Origin of the sequence: Micromonospora sp. WMMD734 (genome assembly GCF_049178975.1) — a bacterium.
Taxonomy (GTDB): domain Bacteria; phylum Actinomycetota; class Actinomycetes; order Mycobacteriales; family Micromonosporaceae; genus Micromonospora; species Micromonospora wenchangensis.
This window is the reverse complement of the sequence record NZ_JBMHMK010000001.1, coordinates 5,212,067-5,227,678: the sequence shown is the minus strand read 5'-3', so window position 1 is coordinate 5,227,678 and position 15,612 is coordinate 5,212,067. Positions and strand designations below refer to the sequence as shown.

The window sequence follows — 15,612 nt, the reverse complement described above, 5'->3', positions numbered from 1 at the left end:
CTCTCCCCGACCTGACCAGGATCGCAAACGATCGAAGCCCCCGCACGTGCTTCCGTGCGCAACTACAGTCGGACAGGTGCCCGGCGCTCCGTTGAAGCCGATGCTCGCGATGACCGGGCCGCTCCCGGTGGGTGCCGGCTGGGCGTACGAGTTCAAGTGGGACGGGGTCCGCGCGCTCGCCGACCTGACAGGCGGCCATCCGCACCTGTTCGCCCGCTCCGGTGTGGAGATCACCGCCGCGTACCCGGAGCTGGTCACCCTGGCCGAGCAGGTCGACGATGCGTTGCTCGACGGTGAGGTGGTCCTGTTCGACCCGGCCGGGCAGCCCTCGTTCACCGCCCTCGCCGAGCGGATGCACGTGCGGGACCGGGCGAAGGCGGCCCGGCTGGCGGCCACCATCCCGGTCACGTACATGATTTTCGATGTGTTGCGGTTGCGGGGCGAGGATCTCACCGGGTGGCCGTACCACGAACGGCGGGCGGCGCTCGACGGCCTGGGGCTCGGCGCGGCCCGGTGGGCGGTGCCCCCCTGCTTCGCCGACGGTGCCGCGACCTACCAGGCGGCCGGGGAACACGGCCTGGAGGGGGTGCTGGCCAAGCGGGCCGACTCGGTCTACCGGCCCGGGGTGCGTTCGCCGGACTGGGTCAAGGTCAAACTGGAGGTGACAGCCGACTTCGTGATCGGCGGCTGGCGGCCCGGCGCGCGCAGGATCGGTGGGCTGCTGGTCGGGGTGCCCGGCCCCGACGGGCGGCTCACCTACCGGGGGCGGGTCGGTGGCGGGATCGGCGCGGCCCTGGAACGGGACCTGCTGGGCCAGCTCGAACCGCTGCGCGCCGCCGGGTCGCCGTTCGCCGGGGACCTGCCGCGCGAGGACGCCCGGGGCGCGATCTGGGTGACCCCCCGGATCGTGGTGGAGGTCAGATACGGCCAGCGCACCCCGGACGGGCGGCTACGGTTCCCCCGGGTGCTGCGGCTGCGCCCCGACAAGCCGCCCGGGGAGGTGGAGGATGCCTGAGCGGGTGAAGGTGGAGGTGGACGGCCGGGCGTTGGAGCTGTCCAACCTGGACAAGGTGCTCTTTCCGGAGGCCGGCTTCACCAAGGGCGAGGTGATCGACTACTACACCCGGATCGCCCCGGTGCTGCTGCCGCACCTGGCCGACCGGGCGTTGACCAGGATCCGCTTCCCCAACGGCGTCACCGGCGGCTCGTTCTTCGAGAAGAACGCCCCGGCCGCCACCCCCGCCTGGGTACGCACCGAGACGCTGCCCGTGCCCGGGTCGAGCAAGGGTCGGGAGACCATCGACTACGTGGTCGCCGACGACCTGCCCACCCTGGTCTGGCTGGCGAATCTCGCCGCCCTCGAACTGCACACCCCGCAGTGGCGGATCGGCAACCACCCGGACCTGATGGTCGTCGACCTCGATCCCGGCCCGCCGGCGGGGTTGCCGCAGTGCTGCCGGGTGGCGGTCCTGCTGCGCGACCGGCTCGCCCTCGACGGGGTCACGGCGTACCCGAAGACCTCCGGCAAGAAGGGCATGCAGCTCTGCTGCCCGATCAGCGCCACCCAGGACGCCGACGTCGTCTCCGGCTACGCGAAGCGGATCGCCCAGGAGTTGGAGCAGGAACACCCGAAGCTGGTCGTGTCGCGGATGGCGAAGAACCTGCGGCCCGGGAAGGTCTTCATCGACTGGAGTCAGAACAACGCGGCGAAGACGACAGTCGCGCCGTACTCGCTGCGGGCGCAGGCGGTGCCGGCGGTGTCCACCCCGCTGACCTGGGACGAGGTCGAGTCGGGGGCGGCGGGGAAACGGCCTGCGGCGAAGCCGTACACCGCCGGGGAGGTGCTGCGGCGGGTCGAGAAGTCGGGGGACCTGCTCGCGCCGCTGCTCGACGGCGGCCCCGAGTTGCCGGCGGGGCGGGCGAAGTAAGTCGGGCCAGCGCTTGACGACTGGTGGTAGCTACTGGTCCTCGGCCTGCTGGTGTGGTCGGTTCTCCCTGATCCACGCCTCGACGGCCTCGCGGTCCCAGATCCGCATGCGTCCGTTGCCGACCACATCGACCGGTTCGGGGAACCCGGGCCGTCTGACGAGCTCCGTCGCCCGCGTACGTGACACGCCCCCGAGCATCTCGGCGACATCGGCCAACGCGGCAAGTCTCACGTCGCGAACGTAAGCACAAACTGGGTTGCCACTTCGACACTTGCCTACTTGACGGTGATGAAGTGGCAAGTGAGACTGGTGGGGTCGTCGCCTGGATCGAGGTTGACCTGCGGCGGGTGTCGCGCGACGGGCACGGCGGTTAACCAGGTCCAGGGGAGTGGAGGCCGCCACTGGGCCGGGCGACAACGGCGAACCAGTGGTCACGACCTGGACCCGCACGAGGGCCAGAGAAGAAGTGAGGGCGGTCCGGGGTAGGAGCACGCAACTCCGGCCCCGGACCTTGATCCACTAACGAGGAGTGGACCCAGTGAGCAAACGTACCTTGCACCCAAGATGGTGCGCCCCGGGTTGTCTGGTGGGGACAACACATCTGAACAGGCCGCACGTCTCGCGGCCGGTACTCGTGACAGCGGAGGACCGGGAGACGGTGAGTGTCCGGACGGCGTTGAACATGGCACACGGGTCGACCGGGGAGCCTCAGCGCATCGTCCTGGAGACGTACGACGCCGACCCGGAGGCACGACAGCCGGTCGGGATCTTCCCCCTGTCGATCCGTCAGGCGTCACACCTGCTGCGCGGCATGAGAGGGCTGCTACGTCTCGCCGAGGTCACCACCTGGGTCGACCACCCGCCCACCGGCGACAACACGTCGTTCGTCAGTCAGTTGTCACAGGCGCAGCGCGGTTTGTCAGACACCGAGATCGCCCGGTTCCTCGCGACCGGCATACTCCCGGACCACTCCGACCCGAACCACGCGAGCTGAGGCGGCCGTGGCGAACTACCCGGTCCCGTATGACGACGATGACCAGCGACTGAACGACGACCTGATCGGTGACGTGCAGACCGCGCTGATGAAGTGTGGCTTTCCGGAGCTGACGAAGGTCGACTACGGGATGCTGGAGGTCATGCTCGCGCGGTTCGTGTACGCCGAGCGGCGAGAGATCACGGTGATCGTCAAGGGCTAGCGCGGCTCACGCCCTTGACGGATCGGCCCGGCCTTAGCCAGCGGACTGGCGGGCGGCCGGGCCGATCGTCGGGTCAGCGGGCCCCGAAGACCTTCCGGTACGTGCCGAGGCGCAGCAGCACGGTCTCCCCGGTGGCGTCCACCACGCCGTCGTTGTCGGTGATCGCGTAGACCTGACCGTCACCGCCGACGGTCAGCCCTTCCAGCTTCTCCTGCGTCCAGCCGTTGGTGGCCCGCAGCGCCGGCAGCACGTCCACGGCGAGCGTCTTGGGCAGCACCGTCAGCGGGCCGGCGGCGGCCGGACCGGTCGGCAGCGGCACCGTGTAGATCCGCTTGACGGCGGCGGCCGGCCCGTTGAGCTTGTCCCGTTCGATCACGGCGAGCCGGTCGCCGACCACGGTGATCTCGGAGAGCCCGATCCAGTCACCGGGGACGGTGGTGCCCTCCAGCCGGTAGCCGAACCAGCTCCAACTGTCGGCGGTCACGTCGTACCGGCCGATCCGGACGACACCGGTCGGGTCGGTGGCCACCTCGCGCTGGAGCACCGCCCAGACGATCTCCCGGCCGTGCCGGTCGGTGCTCGCGGTGACCCCCTCGAAGCCCTGCTTGCCCAGCCCGGCGGCGATCTCCGCCGGCAGTGGCACGGTCTGCTCGGTACGCCCGTCCCCGTTCAGCCGGACCAGCCTGTTCTCGCTGCCCTTGGCGCCCTCGACGGCCAGCCAGAAACCGCCCTGCGGTCGGGCGGAGATCCCCTCTGTGTCGTATCCGACCGGCTTGCCGGCGGCATCGGTCACGGTCGTCGACCCGGTGATCACGGCCGGCGACTTCCGGGTGTCGACGCTCAGGATCTGGGTCGGGGTGTACGCGGCGTCGGTGACGGTGTAGAGCTGCTGTGGCTGGCCCGGCACGGCGGACAGCGCGCCGAGCGCCCCCCAGCCGATCGGCGCGCCCGAGGCGTCGTCGGCCGAGACGATGCTCGGGAAGCCCGGCTTGTCCGCACCCAACCGGTAGAGCGACACCGAGGCGCGGACGCTCACCGAGGCGTCGTCGGTCTCGCTGGAGACCGCGAGCAGGTCCCGGGAGGGGATGGGGAGCAGCCCCTCCGGGCCGTTGGTGGCGGGCAGCACCTGGCGCAGCACCGGGGCGGTGGGCCGGGTGAGGTCGTAGACGGCGACGAAGTTGCTCCGTTCCGACCCGACGAACGCGTACCGCACGCCGTGGTACTCGGCGATCGCCACGCCCTCCGGCTCGGTGCCCTTCTTGGCGGCCCGGTCGTTGTTGTGCAACCCGTAGCGGACGGCCAGCCGTTCGAAGGTGTTGCCGGCGTCCCAGACCACCTGGCCGGTCCGGCTGTCGAAGACCGACCAGCCCCGGGTGCCGCCCCGCCAGTCACCCTCGTTGGCGGTGGCCAGGTAACGGTCGTTGATCCAGGCGACCGCGTCCGGCTCACGGGGGACGTCGGTGATCGAGCCGGTCAGGTCGATCCGGCCGTCCTTGACCGTGTCGATGCCGCTGACCGAGGCGGTGCCGGCGCTGAACGCCCGGGTGATCCGGCCGGTCGGCACGTCCACCAGCACGACGCCGTTGTTCTCCTGAAGGGTGACCGCGAGCTGGTTACGCCCGTTGATCGAGACGTACTCGGGTTCCGGGTCGGTGGGCTCGGTGATCCCGGCGGCGGCCAGCACCGGCAACGCCCGGCCGTCGGGCGCGGTCAATGCGACGGTACGCAGCTTCCACCGCTGCGGCGTCGTCTTGCCGTCGAGGTCGATGAGCTGGACGAAACCGGCGGGTGCCTGTGGCAGGTCACCCTTCTTGTGACCGGGTGGGGTGGCGTCCTCGTCCCGCTCGTTCTCGATGGCGATCGCCGCGTACCGCTCGTCGTGGCTGATCGCGATGGAATCGGGCTGCCCGCCGAGGTCGATGCTGCGTACCCGCTGCCGGGTGGCCAGCTCGATCACGTCGAGGCGGCCGGAGGGGGCGGTGTAGCCGGCGCTGGTGTTCACCACGACCAGCACCCACCGGCCGACGACCGCCACCGAGGTCGGCTCGTCCTCGGCGTCGCCCAACTGGGCCAGGGAGAGGGTGCCGAGGCCGCGCGGCTGGTCCGGCCGGCCGATGTCGAGGAAGCCGATCCGCCGGGCCGCCGCGTCGGTGTAGACCAGGGTACGGCCGTTCGGGCTGACCGCGGAGATCTCGGCGACCGTGGCGGTGGCCGGGTCCTCGCCTTCGGGCCGGTTCTGGAACACCGGGTAGGTGGCGGTGCGGTCGAAGTTGAGCTTCCGGTCCGGGTAACCCTGGGCGGCGACGGCGCTGCCGGGCACGGTCAGGGTGGCCACCGTCAGGCCGGTCACCACTGTCGAGGCGAACACTCTTCTCGCTGTCACTGCTCCTCCGAACGTTTCGATTCGGACGGAGGCTGGCAGGCGTGACCGAGCGCAGGTCGACCAGCGGGTTAACGGCCGGCGACGGGCCGGCGGTGAGCTGGCTCGCGGGCCTCGTCGTTTCGGCCGGTCTTCCCCGGTCAAGGCGGTGGCCGGGCGGGGCCGACCCGGTCGCCGATCGATGACGGTCCACCCGGCCACCACGCGGCAATGGGCTGACCGGGTCACCGCCCGATGACAGGCCGACCGGTTCACCGATCGATGATGACGCCGTTCGCGTCGATGCCGTGGTCCCGCCAGTAGACGTCCCACTCGTCGTCGACGTGCTGCGGGACCTTGCCCTGCGGGTAGCGGACGTAGGGGGCGGTCGGCTCCTGGCCGTCGGGGAAGCAGGCGCTGCCGCCCTGCCCGCCCACCGCGATCGCCGGGTACTCGCCGTCGCTGCAGATGCTCTCCCGGTAGCCGCAGCCGCTGGTCAACAGCAGCCCGCCCAGGCCCACTCCGGCAAGGATGATCATGACCCTCGTTCGCATGGGTCGAGTCTTGTCGCGGCGGGCGGCGCTGTCATGCGCACGCGTACTCAACTCTTCCCGGATCGGTAGGGTGGGGCGTTCCGTCCGGACAGGAGGACCGATGGCTGCCCACCTCGCCGTCACCCCGTCGACCGATGCGCCCGAACAGGTCGACCTGCCACTGCTGACCTACTACGACGACGCGACGGGCGAGCGGACCGCGCTGACCGCGAGTCAGCTCGGTGGCTGGGCGGCGCGTACCGCCGGTCTGCTGCGCGACGGGTGCGGGCTGGGGCCGGGCAGCCGGGTCGCGGTGCTGCTGCCGCCGCACTGGCGTACCGCTGCGGTGTTGCTCGGGGCCTGGTCGGTGGGCATGGCGGTGTCGTTCCGGCCGCGCGCCACCGCCGGCCTGCCGGTCCTCGAACCGGGCGGCGATCTGGCGTACGACGCGGTGTTCGTCACCCCGGAACGCCTCGACGACTGGCTGGAGGACGTGCCCGACGGGGTGCACCGCTACCTCGTCGGCACCCGCCCCGGGGCGTTGACCGACGTGCCGGTGGGGTGGCTCGACTGGTCCGCCGAGGTGCTGCGGCACACCGACACCCCGCCCGACTATGCGGCCGTCCACCCCGCCGCCCCGGCCACCCCCGACGGCACGAGCTACGCCGTCTGGGGACGCCTGGCGAAGGAGGTCGCCACCCAACTCGACCTGCGTCCCGGCGACCGCCTGCTGGTCGACGCCGCCGAACACGAGCAGCCGGTGAAGTGGCTGCTCGCCCCGCTGGCAGCCGGCGCCTCCGTGGTCATCTGCGCCAACCCCGACCCCACCAGGTCGGCTGCCCGCATCTCCACCGAACACATAACCCGCACCCTCTAACCCCGCCCGCACCCGCCGCCGACCCCGTTTCCCCCGGTGATCAAGAGGTTTGCGTCAACTTTGATCTTCAGATTGACGCAAACCTCTTGATCACCGGGCCTGGGTTGGCCGCTGTCCCGGGGTTGACCCAGGGGATTGCTCGGCGGTTCGGTCAGCAGGTGGTGTTGCCGGCGGGGACCCAGCCGTCCAGGGACGGGTCCTCGGCACCGTGGCCGTAGATCCAGGTGTCGTTGTCCTCGGACCAGCCCTGGCCGTGCCAGCGGAACCCACGCCCGGCGGTCAGGGTGCGCAACACCTGGCCGTGCGGTGCCGTGCGCAGCCAGGTGTTCTGGGTGAGGTTGCAGAGGAAACCGGGCGCGTCGCTGGCCGAGGCCGGGGCGGCGGCCACGGCGGTCCCCGGGACGGCGACGACCGCGATCGTCAGGACGTGCAGAATTCGGCGCTTCACTCGGATCCCCTTCGACGTGCCGGTGTCAACTGTCGACTGTGGACACCGTACCCGCCGGGGGAGACGACCGCCTGTCGGGCGGGACGAGCCCCGGCTGGGCGAGTCGCGGAAACGCCGGCCGAATCGCTGACGTCATCAGCTCTAAAGGACGCACGAGGGACCACCCACCCCCCGCCGCACGCAGAACGAGAGGAGCGACGCAACCAGACCCGGGCGCGCGAGGGACCAGCGCACCCCGGACCGGCCGCAGCCGCCCCGCGCGTGGGGCACGCCTGCCGCGACCGGCTGCCGGCACCCCGCCGGCGCAGGTCAGTCGACCGTGGGGAGCCTCGGGCCGAGGACGTCGTCGGCGTCCACGATCGTGTACGCGTACCCCTGCTCGGCGAGGAAGCGTTGCCGGTGCGCGGCGTACTCGGTGTCGATGGTGTCCCGGGAGACCACCGTGTAGAAGTGCGCCTGCCGGCCGTCGGCCTTCGGCCGGAGCACCCGGCCCAGCCGCTGCGCCTCCTCCTGCCGGGAGCCGAACGTGCCGGACACCTGGATCGCCACCGCCGCCTCCGGCAGGTCGATGGAGAAGTTGCCGACCTTCGAGATGACCAGCGTGCGCAGCTCCCCCGAGCGGAACGCGTCGAACAGCCGCTCCCGCTCCTTGTTGGTGGTGGAACCCTGGATGATCGGCGCGTCCAGGTACTCCCCGAGCTGGTGCAACTGGTCGATGTACGCCCCGATCACCAGCACCTGGTCGTCGGGGTGCCGGCCGACCAGCGCCTTCACCACCGGCAGCTTCGTCCGGGCGGTCGCCGCCATCCGGTAACGCTCCTCGGCCTCCGCCGTCGCGTACGACATCCGCTCCGCGTCGGTCAGGGTGACCCTGACCTCGGTGCACTCGGCCGGGGCGATCCAACCCTGCGACTCGATGTCCTTCCACGGCGCGTCGTACCGCTTGGGGCCGATCAGGCTGAACACGTCGCCCTCCCGGCCGTCCTCGCGGACCAGGGTGGCGGTCAGGCCCAACCGGCGGCGGGCCTGGAGGTCGGCGGTGAACCGGAAGATCGGCGCGGGCAGCAGGTGCACCTCGTCATAGACGACCAGGCCCCAGTCGCGGGCCCCGAACAGGTCCAGGTGGGTGAACGCGCCGCCGCGCCGCGAGGTGAGCACCTGGTACGTGGCGATGGTGACCGGACGGATCTCCTTGCGCTCGCCGGAGTATTCCCCGATCTCCTCCTCGGTGAGCGAGGTACGGGCGATCAGCTCCCGCTTCCACTGCCGGCCGGCGACCGTGTTGGTGACCAGGATCAGCGTGGTCGCCTTCGCCTCGGCCATCGCCGCCGCGCCGACCATGGTCTTGCCCGCCCCGCACGGCAGCACCACCACCCCGGACCCGCCGGCCCAGAACGCCTCCGCCGCCTCCCGCTGGTACGACCGCAGCGTCCACGGCTTGCCGCCGTCCTTGCCGGCCTCGGTCAGCTCGATCGGGTGCGCCTCACCGTCGACGTACCCGGCCAGGTCCTCCGCCGGCCAGCCCAGCTTGAGCAGCGCCTGCTTGAGCCGACCCCGCTCCGACGGGTGCACCCGGATCGTGTCGTCGTCGATCCTGTCGCCGAGCATGCCGGCGAGCTTCTTGCTCTTGGCGACCTCGATCAGCACCATCCGGTCCAGCCCCCGCAGCACCAGGCCGTACGCCGGGTCGTTGGCGAGCTGGAGCCGGCCGTACCGGTCCATCGTGTCGGCCACGTCGACCAGCAGGGCGTGCGGCACCGGATAGCGGGAGAACTTCAGCAGCGCGTCGACCACGGCCTCGGCGTCGTGGCCGGCGGCGCGGGCGTTCCACAGCCCCAACGGGGTGAGCCGGTAGGTGTGCACGTGCTCCGGGGAACGCTCCAACTCGGCGAAGGGGGCGATCGCCATCCGGCAGGACTGCGCGTCCGGGTGGTCGATCTCCAGCAGCAGCGTCTTGTCGGACTGCACGATCAGTGGTCCACCGCTCACGCCAGGTCCCCTCCTCGGCCGGATTCCCCGACCGGCGGCGAATCCCGCCGCAGGTCGACCATCCAGTGTTGCACGGGGGTGGGAGACTGCCAGAAAATCTTCGCAATGGGTGCAACGTTTCCCAGAGCGCACGCGTCTACCAGTGGGACGACCAACCCGGGGAGGCACACGATGCAGGTCCGCCACAGAGCCCGGGTCGTCGCCCTGGCCATGGTCATGCTGGTCGGCGCCGGTGGATGTGCGTCCGTGCCGCAGGCCGATCCGGGTGGCACAGGAGGAGGGCTCGCCCCGGTCGGCAGTGCGGAACAGGTAACGGGGGCGGGTGCCTCCTCCCTGCCCGACCAGCTGACCGGGTCCGACACGAAGCCCCGGCCCCGGAAGAAGCCACAACCGGAGGTCCGCGCCACCAAGACCCCGAAGGCGTCGACCGGGCACCGGCCGCGCGTCCCGCAGAAGTCCAACCTGACCCGCTGCCAGCAGGGTGAACACCAACGTGAGGTGGAGACGTACCTGGCCCGGCTGGGTGGGTTCGGCACCGTCACCGTGGACGGCCGGCAGACCGACGCCGACTGCGCCGCGATCAAGAAGTTCCAGCAGCGGTACGACATCCGCCCGGCCGAGGGTCGCGCCGGCCCGTTGACGCTCGACGTGGCGAAGCGACTGGCCACCACCGACGTCAAGCGCTGCTCCGCCGGCTCCGGCACCACCTTCTGTGTGGACCTGACCCGGCAGACCACCTGGGTGATGCGCGACGGCAAGGTCGTCGCCAAGCCCACCGTCACCCGGACCGGGATGGCCGGGTACGCCACCCCCGCCGGCACGTACAAGGTGAACCTGCGCAACCTGAAGGAATGGTCCAACCCGTACGAGGTGTGGCTGCCCTACTGGCAGCGCTTCAACGGCGGGATCGGCTTCCACGAGACCACCACCTACCTGCACAACGCGGGGATCGGCTCGCACGGTTGCGTCAACCTGCTGCACACCGACGCGGTGCGCTGGTGGGAACTGGGCAAGGTCGGCTCCCGGGTGGTCCTGGTCGGCCGCCGCCCCGGCACCTGAGCCGTCCGTCCCATCCGTCCCACCCTGCCCGTCTCGCCGTCGGCCCGTCGGTAGTTGTCCATAGGGGCCGGATCGGGGGTATTTCCCCCTGTCCGTCCTGGCGACCGGGTGCCACCCTGGAAGTCGGGGGCCGGACGGGGTGGGAGGGCTGGGATGACCGTCGATCACGAGATGATCGCCGAGGACGCGTCGAACGGCGACCGGGTGACACCGACCGACGAGGTGTCCACGGCCACCATGGTCGGGTACGCCGTCGCCGGGATCGCCGTCGTCGGCTGGTTCCTCTTCGGCTGGCTGGTGCAACGGCAGGGCTTCATCGACTCGGTCGGCGAGGCCGCCGGCACGGGGTTCGCCCTGCTGCTCATCGTCTCGGTCATCGGCACCGTACGCCGCAGCCGCCGCTGAGTCGCAACGACTGACGGGGCTGCCGAACGGTCACTCCTCCCGGACGGCCGCGGTGATCCGGTGCAGGGCGAAGGTGTGCAGCATCTCGGTCCGCTCGTCCTCGGCACGCAGGTAGCCGGCACCGATCGACACCGGGCGCAGCAGCCGGGACAGCGTCGCCCCGTGCGCGTCGACATAGCCGACCCAGACCAGCGCCTTGTCCCGGACGGCCTGCTGGAGCACCGCCAGCGCCTCGGCGTGACCGTGCGCGGGCAGCGGGCCGGCCGCCGCGCGGGCCGCACCACCACGGACCACTGCCGGGGCCCGCCGGGCCGCCCGCGCCGCCGCCTCGCCCCGCCGGATCTGCTCCACCACACCGAGCAGCCGGGGCAGCGCCAACCGGGGCGTGGCCAGCGGGTCCACCGCCCGCCCGGTCAACGGCACCCGGGTCGGGGCCCGTCGCACCCGGGGCCGGGCCAGCACCGTCGTGCCGGTGGCGTCCTCCGGCACCGGGGCGTACCCGGCGTCACGCAGCGCGGTCAGCATCCGCCCCACCTGGTACGGGGTGCACAGCACCGTCGGGGCCAGCCGGCGGAACGCCAACGCCGTCAACCGCCGGTCGGCCAGCACCTCCGCGAGCAGCGCCTCGTCGTCGCTGCGCACGTATCCGCCGGCGGAGCCGACCCGCAACCCACCGTGCTGACGGGCCACGTCGTCCACCAGGTAGGTCAACCCCTGCGGAATCGGGGTCCGCGACCGCCGCCGGAACAGGTCGTGCAGGTCGTCGGCCGTGTAGCCGGAGTCCAGGGCCCGCCGGACGCTGGCCGTGGTGACCCGGTGCACGCTGGCCCCACCCGCCGACTCCGGCTCGGTCACCGTCTCCAGTTCGGCGGCCAACGTCGGATCGGGTGGGCCGGGCACCACTACGCTCAGGTCGGCCTGCACCAGGAAGTGGTCGACCGGGGCGGGGAGCAGGGCATCCAGCGCCCGGACCGTGCCCGACGAGTCACCACCGTCGGTGTCGGCACGCAACCCCAGCGGGTCGTCGCCACCCCGCTCGTCGGTGTCCGTCACGTCGGCGAGCAGCAGCCGCCCGTACGCGGTGAGCGCGCCGAGGCCGGTCACCCCCAGCCGGGCCGCCTCGGTCAACACCTCCCGGTGCGCGGCCTCCCGACCCCGGCTGCGCCGGGGGGCCCGCCAGTCGAGCAGCGCCAGCACCTCCTCGGCGGTCGGGGCGGTGGCCGGTTCCAGCTCGGCCAGCACCCCGAGCACCGCCCGGCGGGCGGCCGGCGCACCGGCCCGCTCCGCCTCGGCGGAGAGCACGCTGATCGGCCGGTCCCGGTCGTCACGCTGCCCCACCAGACCTGCCTGCCGGCTCATCGTCAACCAGGCGCGGGCCAACTGCTCCCAGCGGTGGGCCAGCGACACCGCCCGCCACACCTCGTACGCGCCGGTGGGCAGCACCTGCTGTTCGCCGCCGTACCGGCTGGCGGCGGCGGGCAGGTCCAGCTCACCGAGGAGACCTGCCGCGTACGCCACCTCGACCAGCAGCGCGGTCGTCGATTCGTCCAGGGAGACCGTACGGGCCAGCCGGCGCAGGTCGCGTACCCCGATCCCGCCGGAACGCAGCACCGGTGCCGGCTCGGCGGTCAGCGCCTCCAGCAGCGCCTCGGTGTGCCGTACCACCTCCATGGTCTGCCCGACCCCGGCGGAGTCGACGGCTTTGGGCTCCCGGGGCGGTGCCGCGACCGGCGGCGGATCGATCCGCAGCGGCCCGAGCGGGCCGGTGTCCCGGCGCAGCAGCAGCCCCACCTCGCGGGGCAGCTCGACCGTCCCGGCGGAGACCGCCACCAGCAGCCGTGCCTCGACCAGCCAGCGCACCGGCGACCCGGTCGGTGCGCCACCGTTGGTCGGGTCGGGCGGCACGTCGTCCTCCGCGCCGAGCGCCGGCGCCTGCAGCGATCCGGGCGGCACGCTGCCGACCGGTGGACCGGCGGCGAGCCGGTCCAGGATCGCCCGCGCCGACGGGGGCGCGGCGAGCAGCGTACGGCGCAGTTTCGCGGCGTCCGCGCAGAGCGCCGCCGCCCGCAGGTCCAGCTCCTCGGCCGGCCGGCCCAGGCCCGCCGGGTACGGGGCGAGCTCGTCGACGCTGCCGGTGACCTGGAGCGCCTGCTCCGGGCCGTACAGCAGGAACCGGGCGCGGAGCCGGTCGAGCGCGCCACGGACCGTGGCCGGGGCGGGCGGGTGCGGCCCGGCGGCGGCCAGGGCGAGGACCGCCTCGGTGGAGGTGGTGCCGTCCGAGGCGTGCCGGGTCAACCGGGCGGCGTCGAGGATCTGGAGGGTGAACTGGTCCAGCCCGTCGAGGGCACGGGCGACCGACACCCGCGACTCGGCCCGCAGGGCGAGCGCGGAGACGTCGGCCGGCACCGGCACGACGAGGTCGGGCCGCAACTGGAGCAGTGCGGCGAGCGCCTCGTCGGGCAGCGCGCGCAGCTGGTCGGCGAGTGAGGTGGTCATCGTCGTTCCACGCTAGCCCGCTGCCGCCCGATCCCGCCGCCCGGACGTCCGGCTCGGGCGACCTGTCCGGGTACCTTCGCAGCATGTCCGCGCTGATGGTCGGGTTCGACCTCGACATGACCCTGATCGACTCCCGCCCCGGCATCGCCGCCGCCTACCGGGAGCTCACCGCCCGTACGGGGGTGCCGGTCGACGCGGAGCTGGCGGTGTCCCGGCTCGGCCCGCCGCTGCGCACCGAACTCGCCCACTGGTTCCCGGCCGAACGGGTCGAGGAGGCGGTGACGCTCTACCGGGAGCTGTACCCCGCGTACGCGATCACCCCGTCGGTACCGATGCCCGGCGCCCGGGAGGCGGTCGACGCGGTGCACGCGCACGGCGGCCGGGTGATGGTCGTCACCTCCAAGATCGGCCGGTTGGCCCGGCTGCACCTGGACCACCTCGGGCTGGCGGTCGACGAGTTGGCCGGCGACCTCTTCGCCGAGCAGAAGGCGACCTCGTTGCGGGAGCACGGGGCCGCGCTCTACGTCGGTGACCACGTGGCGGACATGGTGGCGGCCGGGGCGGCAGGCATCCCGGGCGTGGGCGTGGCCACCGGCCCCTGCCGGGCGGACGACCTGCGCGCGGCCGGTGCACAGGTGGTGCTCGACGACCTCACCGGATTCCCGGCGGCGCTCGACCGGATCATCGGGCTAGCCTTGGAGCAGTAGACGTATCGAGTGAAGCAGGGGTCTCCAAGGTGCCGACGGGGCGAGTGAAGTGGTATGACGCGGCCAAGGGATACGGGTTCGTCACCAGTGACGAGGGTGGCGACGTGTTCCTGCCGAAGGGCGCGCTGCCGGCAGGTGTCACCGACCTCAAGGGTGGGCAACGGGTCGACTTCAGCGTGGTGGACAGCCGGCGCGGCGCCCAGGCGATGGGGGTCAAGCTGCTGGACGCGCCGCCGTCCATGGCCGAGCTGCGCCGTCGGCCGGCCGAGGAACTGCACGGCCTGGTCGAAGACATGATCAAGGTGCTGGAGGCGAAGGTCCAGCCGGATCTGCGCCGGGGCCGGTTCCCCGACAAGAAGACCGCGCAGAAGATCGCTCAGCTGGTCCACGCGGTGGCCCGCGAGCTGGAGGTCTGAGGCACCAGCCCGGCGTCGGCGGCCCGGCCCAGCAGCGCCTCCACGGCGGCGAACCCCGCGTCCCCCAGGTCTGCGGTGAACTCGTTGACGTAGAGGCCGATGTGCCGGTCCACCACGTCGGGCTCCATCTCCTGCGCGTGCGCGAGCACGTACTCCCGGCTGGCCGTAGGGTCCGCCCACGCCTGGCGTACCGACTCGCGGATCCAGCCGGCGGCGGCCACCGGGTCGACCGCGCCCTTGCGGGCCAGGATCGCCCCGAGCGGGATGGGCAGGCCCGTGTCGGACTCCCACCACTCACCCAGGTCCACCAGCGCGGTCAGCCCGTGCCGGTGGTAGGTGAACCGGGCCTCGTGGATCACCAGCCCGGCGTCGTACCGACCGGCTGCGACGCCCGGCATGATCTCGTGGAACGGCACGATTTCGATGCGGGCCGGCGGCTGCCCGGCCGACCAGAGCCGGAACAGCAGGTACGCAGTGGTCCGGTCACCGGGCACCGCCACCGTGGCCCCGCCCAGGTCGACCCGGTCGGCGTCGGCACGGGTGAGCACGAGGGGGCCGCAGCCACGGCCGAGCGCACCGCCGCAGGGCAGCAGGTGATAGTCGTCGAGCAGCCAGGGGAGCGCGGCGTAGCTGACCTTCACCAGATCGAAGGCGCCGCGTTCGGCGGCGGTGTTGGTGACGTCGACATCGGCGAAGGTCACCTCGACCGGTGGCGCGCCCGGTACCCGGCCGTGCACCAGTGCGTCGAAGACGAACGTGTCGTTGGGGCAGGGCGAGATCGCCAGGGAGAGCGCCACGACCCCACGGTAACCCGGCCCTCTGCCGACGACATCCACACCGTCTGCGGCGATCGGTGGCGGCCAGCGGCGGGCGGTGAGCGGGCCGCTTAATGTCTGCTCCGTCCCCCTTCCGCGCGTCGCCCGGGATCGAGATCCGGGCAGCCCTGGGCGGGCGAGGAGTACTCCTACGCGTCCTTTCGATCTGACGACGTCAGCGATTCAGAAGCCGGCTCGCGCGTCTGGGCATCCGCCCCGCTGGGTGGTTGGCTTCCCGGTGGCCCGGTGGCCCGGTGGCCCGGTGGCCCGGTGGCCCGGTGGCCCGGTGGCCCGGTGGCCCGGTGGCCCGGTGGCCCGGTGGCCCGGTGGCCCGGTGGCCCGGTGGCCCGGTGGCCCGGTGGCCCGGTGGCCCGGTGGCCCGGT

16 protein-coding genes are annotated in these 15,612 nt (G+C 72.4%); 9 read left to right on the top strand and 7 right to left on the bottom strand.

Features of this window, described 5'->3' with window-relative positions; genetic code table 11:
• Positions 1–76: 76 nt before the first annotated feature.
• Both ligD (ACN267_RS22410) and ligD (ACN267_RS22405) read left to right on the top strand, forming a co-directional pair.
• A complete protein-coding gene (ligD, locus tag ACN267_RS22410) occupies positions 77–1,015 on the top strand; it encodes a non-homologous end-joining DNA ligase (protein WP_421489581.1) in 939 nt (312 codons plus the stop codon).
• Positions 1,008–1,928: a non-homologous end-joining DNA ligase gene (ligD, locus tag ACN267_RS22405; RefSeq protein ID WP_421489580.1), complete on the top strand. Its 921-nt coding sequence runs from the start codon at positions 1,008–1,010 to the stop codon at positions 1,926–1,928. Before ligD (ACN267_RS22410) ends, ligD (ACN267_RS22405) begins: the two co-directional genes overlap by 8 nt.
• Positions 1,929–1,958: 30 nt before the next feature.
• Here ligD (ACN267_RS22405) and ACN267_RS22400 read toward each other — a convergent pair whose 3' ends face one another.
• On the bottom strand, positions 1,959–2,159 hold the full coding sequence (locus ACN267_RS22400; protein WP_357925647.1) for a helix-turn-helix transcriptional regulator: 201 nt from the start codon (positions 2,157–2,159) through the stop codon (positions 1,959–1,961).
• 427 nt (positions 2,160–2,586) lie between these two features.
• On the opposite strand from ACN267_RS22400, the gene ACN267_RS22395 reads away from it, so the two are divergent.
• Positions 2,587–2,922, top strand: a complete 336-nt coding sequence (locus tag ACN267_RS22395) for a hypothetical protein (RefSeq protein ID WP_421489579.1) — start codon at positions 2,587–2,589, stop codon at positions 2,920–2,922.
• A gap of 7 nt (positions 2,923–2,929) precedes the next feature.
• Entirely contained in the window at positions 2,930–3,124 is a 195-nt protein-coding gene (locus ACN267_RS22390) for a hypothetical protein (protein ID WP_357925653.1), read from the top strand.
• 73 nt (positions 3,125–3,197) lie between these two features.
• Here the strand turns inward: ACN267_RS22390 and ACN267_RS22385 are convergent, their stop codons facing one another.
• Together ACN267_RS22385 and ACN267_RS22380 are read right to left on the bottom strand one after the other, a co-directional pair.
• Positions 3,198–5,507: an esterase-like activity of phytase family protein gene (locus tag ACN267_RS22385; protein ID WP_421489578.1), complete on the bottom strand. Its 2,310-nt coding sequence runs from the start codon at positions 5,505–5,507 to the stop codon at positions 3,198–3,200.
• Between the two features lie 248 nt (positions 5,508–5,755).
• Positions 5,756–6,037 carry an SCO0607 family lipoprotein gene (locus tag ACN267_RS22380; protein WP_281901013.1) on the bottom strand — a complete coding sequence of 94 codons (282 nt, stop codon included), beginning with the start codon at positions 6,035–6,037 and terminating at the stop codon, positions 5,756–5,758.
• Positions 6,038–6,137: 100 nt separating this feature from the next.
• On the opposite strand from ACN267_RS22380, the gene ACN267_RS22375 reads away from it, so the two are divergent.
• Entirely contained in the window at positions 6,138–6,893 is a 756-nt protein-coding gene (locus ACN267_RS22375; RefSeq protein ID WP_421489577.1) for a TIGR03089 family protein, read from the top strand.
• A gap of 151 nt (positions 6,894–7,044) precedes the next feature.
• Here ACN267_RS22375 and ACN267_RS22370 read toward each other — a convergent pair whose 3' ends face one another.
• Together ACN267_RS22370 and ACN267_RS22365 are read right to left on the bottom strand one after the other, a co-directional pair.
• Positions 7,045–7,341, bottom strand: a complete 297-nt coding sequence (locus ACN267_RS22370) for a hypothetical protein (protein WP_204925850.1) — start codon at positions 7,339–7,341, stop codon at positions 7,045–7,047.
• Positions 7,342–7,650: 309 nt separating this feature from the next.
• On the bottom strand, positions 7,651–9,330 hold the full coding sequence (locus ACN267_RS22365; RefSeq protein ID WP_204958802.1) for a DNA repair helicase XPB: 1,680 nt from the start codon (positions 9,328–9,330) through the stop codon (positions 7,651–7,653).
• A 171-nt stretch (positions 9,331–9,501) separates the two neighbouring features.
• Between ACN267_RS22365 and ACN267_RS22360 the strand changes: the two genes are divergently transcribed.
• Both ACN267_RS22360 and ACN267_RS22355 read left to right on the top strand, forming a co-directional pair.
• Positions 9,502–10,389 (top strand): L,D-transpeptidase family protein, encoded by an 888-nt coding sequence (locus ACN267_RS22360; protein ID WP_204958803.1) that lies wholly within the window; start codon positions 9,502–9,504, stop codon positions 10,387–10,389.
• A gap of 153 nt (positions 10,390–10,542) precedes the next feature.
• The gene (locus tag ACN267_RS22355; RefSeq protein ID WP_204958804.1) at positions 10,543–10,794 is read left to right on the top strand and encodes a hypothetical protein; all 252 of its coding nucleotides are present in this window, start codon (positions 10,543–10,545) and stop codon (positions 10,792–10,794) included.
• Positions 10,795–10,824: 30 nt separating this feature from the next.
• On the opposite strand, the gene ACN267_RS22350 is transcribed toward ACN267_RS22355, so the two are convergent.
• On the bottom strand, positions 10,825–13,290 hold the full coding sequence (locus ACN267_RS22350) for a helicase-associated domain-containing protein (protein ID WP_421489576.1): 2,466 nt from the start codon (positions 13,288–13,290) through the stop codon (positions 10,825–10,827).
• Between the two features lie 83 nt (positions 13,291–13,373).
• Here ACN267_RS22350 and ACN267_RS22345 point away from each other — a divergent pair, with 83 nt between their 5' ends.
• Positions 13,374–13,997 carry an HAD family hydrolase gene (locus tag ACN267_RS22345; RefSeq protein ID WP_421489575.1) on the top strand — a complete coding sequence of 208 codons (624 nt, stop codon included), beginning with the start codon at positions 13,374–13,376 and terminating at the stop codon, positions 13,995–13,997.
• 29 nt (positions 13,998–14,026) lie between these two features.
• Positions 14,027–14,413, top strand: a complete 387-nt coding sequence (locus tag ACN267_RS22340) for a cold-shock protein (protein WP_088643517.1) — start codon at positions 14,027–14,029, stop codon at positions 14,411–14,413.
• Here ACN267_RS22340 and ACN267_RS22335 read toward each other — a convergent pair.
• Complete coding sequence (locus ACN267_RS22335) at positions 14,374–15,210, bottom strand: 1,4-dihydroxy-6-naphthoate synthase (RefSeq protein WP_281900997.1); 837 nt, start codon at positions 15,208–15,210, stop codon at positions 14,374–14,376. The two genes, ACN267_RS22340 and ACN267_RS22335, sit on opposite strands and share 40 nt — an antisense overlap.
• Between the last annotated feature and the right edge of the window lie 402 nt (positions 15,211–15,612).